The sequence below is a fragment of the Kitasatospora sp. NPDC004240 genome (assembly GCF_053603215.1).
In genome coordinates, this window is sequence record NZ_JBSGFD010000382.1 from 1 (window position 1) to 3,799 (window position 3,799).

Annotated in this window: 2 protein-coding genes; both read left to right on the top strand. The window is 73.2% G+C overall.

The genetic code is table 11. The annotated features are described in order from the left end of the window. Positions 1 to 115 precede the first annotated feature (115 nt). Positions 116 to 1,120: an asparaginase gene (locus ACWEQL_RS41600; RefSeq protein ID WP_452156703.1), complete on the top strand. Its 1,005-nt coding sequence runs from the start codon at positions 116 to 118 to the stop codon at positions 1,118 to 1,120. 119 nt (positions 1,121 to 1,239) lie between these two features. Continuing rightward, the gene (locus ACWEQL_RS41605) at positions 1,240 to 3,591 is read left to right on the top strand and encodes an immune inhibitor A domain-containing protein (protein ID WP_452156705.1); all 2,352 of its coding nucleotides are present in this window, start codon (positions 1,240 to 1,242) and stop codon (positions 3,589 to 3,591) included. Positions 3,592 to 3,799: the final 208 nt, after the last annotated feature.

Consider the following 3,799-nt stretch of genomic DNA (forward strand, 5'->3'; position numbering starts at 1 on the left):
CCCGCCGGGGGGGGGGCCGCCGGCCCGCCCCGGCCCCCGGCGGCGCCCCCGCCGCCGGTGCCCGACGCCCCGTCGGGCGAAGTCCAGCCAGCACGACAGGAACAGGGAAAGAAGCATGGGACGGATCGTCGTGATCACCACCGGCGGAACCATCGCCGGCCGCCGCGGCCGGACGGGCCGGCGGGCCAGCGCGGCAGGCCGCGAGGTGCTGTCCAGGGTGGAGGTCCCCTCCGGGATCACCGTCGAGGTCATGGACCTGTGCACGGTCGACGGTCCGCTGATGACCACCGCCCGGCAGCTGACCCTGCTGCGCACGGTCCACCAGCTCTTCCAGCGGGACGACGTGGAGGGCATCGTCGTCACCCACGGCACGGACACCCTGGAGGAGACGGCCTTCCTGGTCGACCTCCACCACCGCGACCCCCGCCCGGTGGTGTTCACCGGCGCCCAGCAGCCGCTCGACCACCCGGACGACGACGGCCCGCGCAACCTCCACGACGCCCTGCTGGCCGCCTCCGCCGTCACCGGGGCAGGCACCCTGGTGGCCTTCGGCGGCAAGCTGTTCGCCGCACGCGGCACGGTGAAGTTCCACACCCTGGCCGCGGATCCCTTCAGCAGTCCGGAGGACGGACCGATCGGAGAGGTCCGGCACCGGACCGTCACCCTGCGCACGCGGCCCGCACGGCCCGAGCCCATCCCGATGCCGCCCCGGACCGTGCCCCAACTGCCGCTGCGCGTCGACATGGTGATGCACCACTCGGACGGCGACCCGATGCTGCTGCGAGCCGCCCTCGCGGGCGGCGCCCGAGGCGTCGTCCTGGTGGCCACCGGCGCGGGGAACGCCACCCCGGCGTTCGCGGCCGCCGTCGCCGAGGCCACCGCCGCAGGCGTGCCGGTGGCGCTGACCACCCGGGTGCCCGTCGGGCCGGTCGCCGAGCTCTACACCAACGGCGGGGCGGTCGACCTCGTCGCTGCCGGGGCGCTTCCCACCGGCACCCTCCGCGCGGGCCAGGCCCGCATCGCCGTCCTCAGCGCCCTGCTCGCCTCCGACGACCCCGCCGAGCGCCGCCGGCTCCTGCACGGCGTGCTCGCCGTGCCCGTACCGGCCGCGGCCGCCTGAACCCGGACCCCCGCCGCGGCGACGGAGCCGTTCCCGCCGCGGCGGGGGTCCGTCACCACCGTGCACGATCCGCCGGTGACACCGCCCGGTGCACCGGAACGAGAGAGGACACCAGCACCTTGACGATATCCCGAACGACCGCGGCGGCCACCGCGATCGCCGTGGCCGCGGCCTGCGGCGCGGTCCTGCTCCCCGGGAGCGCCGCGGCCGCCGACAACGCGCCGCTCACCCGGGACCCGGCCGACGCCCAGATCACCCGCGGCGTGGAGCACAACCTGCCGGGCCCGCTGACCGCGAAGACCGAGGCCCGGCAGAAGGCAGCCACCGAACAGCTGGTGGCGGGCACCGCCACCGTCGAGAAGCGCGGCAGCAGCACCGCGGTGAAGCTGGGCGACGGCCAGTACGTGGAACTCGCCCGGGAGCGCACCGACCGGATCTTCACCATCCTGGTCGAGTTCGGCGACCGGGTCGACACCACCACCCAGCACGACGGCAAACCCAAGTACGGGGGCACACCGGGCCCGCTGCACAACAGCATCGAGCGGCCGGACCGCGCGGTCGACAACTCCACCGCCTGGCGCGCCGACTACGACCGGCAGCACTACCAGGACCTCTACTTCAGCACCACCAAGGACTCCCTGCGGACGTACTACGAGCGGCAGTCCTCGGGCCGCTACTCGGTCGAGGGCACCGTCACCGACTGGGTGAAGGTCCCGTGGAACGAGGCCCGTTACGGCTCCAACTGGTGCGGCGACAACGTCTGCTCCAACGCCCAGGACCTCATCCGGGACGCCGTCGATGCCTGGGTGGCGGGCGAGAAGGCCAAGGGCCGCGGTGACGCGGAGATCCGGGCCGCCATCGCCGAGTACGACCGCTGGGACCGCTACGACCACGACGGTGACGGCGAGTTCAACGAGCCGGACGGCTACGTGGACCACTTCCAGATCGTGCACGCCGGGGTCGACGAGTCCGCGGGCGGCGGTGCGCAGGGCGCCGACGCCCTGTGGGCGCACCGCAGTTACGTCTACGGCTCGGGCTCCGGAAGCACCGGACCGGCGGGCAACAAGCTGGGCGGCACCCCGGTCGGCACCACCGGGATCTGGGCCGGCGACTACACCATGCAGGCCGAGAACGGCGGCCTCGGCGTGTTCGCCCACGAGTACGGCCACGACCTGGGCCTGCCGGACCTCTACGACACCTCCGGGCACGGCGTGGACAACTCGGTCGGCTACTGGTCGCTGATGAACTCCGGCTCCTGGCTGGGCGAGGGACGCGACGAGATCGGCGACCGGCCGGCCGACCTGGACGCCTGGAGCAAGCTGCAACTGGGCTGGCTCACCTACGACAAGGCGAAGGCCGGCGAGCTGTCGGTGCACCGCACCGGCCCCGTCGAGTACAACTCGAAGCTGCCGCAGGCCCTGGTGGTCGAGCTGCCGAAGAAGACCGTCACCACCGTGATCAACACGCCCTACGCGGGCGCCCGGGAGTGGTGGAGCGGCAGCGCGGACAACCGCAACTCCCAGCTGGTGCGCGAGGTGGACCTCACCGGCCGCACCTCGGCCCGGCTGACCGCCAAGGGCTGGTACGAGCTGGAGAAGGACTTCGACTACGGCTACGCCGAGGTCTCCACCGACGGCGGCGCGAGCTGGACGGCCCTCGCCGGCAGCTTCGGCGGCGCCCCGATCCCGGCGAACGGCAGCGGGATCCCGTCGCTGAACGGCTCCTCCGGCGGGGCCTGGGGTGATCTGGTGTACCCGCTCGACGCGTACGCGGGCCGCGTGGTCAAGATCCGCTTCCGGGTCGCCACCGACGGCAGCACCCATCTCAGGGGCCTGGCGCTGGACGAGATCGCCGTGACCGCCGACGGCGCCGCGCTGTTCACCGACGGCGCCGAGAACGGTGACGACGGCTGGACCGCCCGGGACTTCACCCGCACCACCGGCACCTTCACCGTCGACCACCCGCAGTACTACCTGGTGGAGAACCGCCAGTACGTCTCGTACGACACCACGCTGCGGACCGGGCCGTACGTGTTCGGCTCCCGGCAGCGCCCGAGCTGGGTCGACCACTTCCCGTACCAGAACGGCCTGCTGGTCTGGTTCTGGGACGCCTCGCAGAGCGACAACAACGTCTACGAGCACCCCGGCAGCGGCCTGGTGCTGCCGGTCGACGCCCACCCGGCGCCGCTGCGGTGGTCGGACGGGAGCCTGATGCGCACCCGGGTGCAGAGCTACGACTCGACCTTCGGCTCGGAGCCGACCGACGCCTTCACCCTGCACCGGGCCGACGTGCCGACGGCCCTGCCGAGCCTGCCGGGCGTCGCGGTCTTCGACGACCACAACAACTCGTACTGGGACGCCTCGAACCCGTACAGCAGCGTGAAGGTGCCGGACACCGGCACCAGGATCGAGCTGCTCTGGAACAGCACCGACAAGCTGGAGTCGATCATCATGGTCCGCCCCGCGCGGTGACCCGGGCTCCCGGCGGGTCCCGGTGAGGGGGGACCGCCGGGTGACGGCTCCGGCCGGGCGCCGAACCGCATCCCCCACTGCGGTGGCGTCGCACGGCGGTGCCCCGGCCGGGCGCCCTCCGGCGCGATCACCTGCGCCGAGTCGCAGCGCACCACCTCCAACGCCGCGTTCTGGCCCGACGTCCCGATCGACCAGATCTGCGCATCCT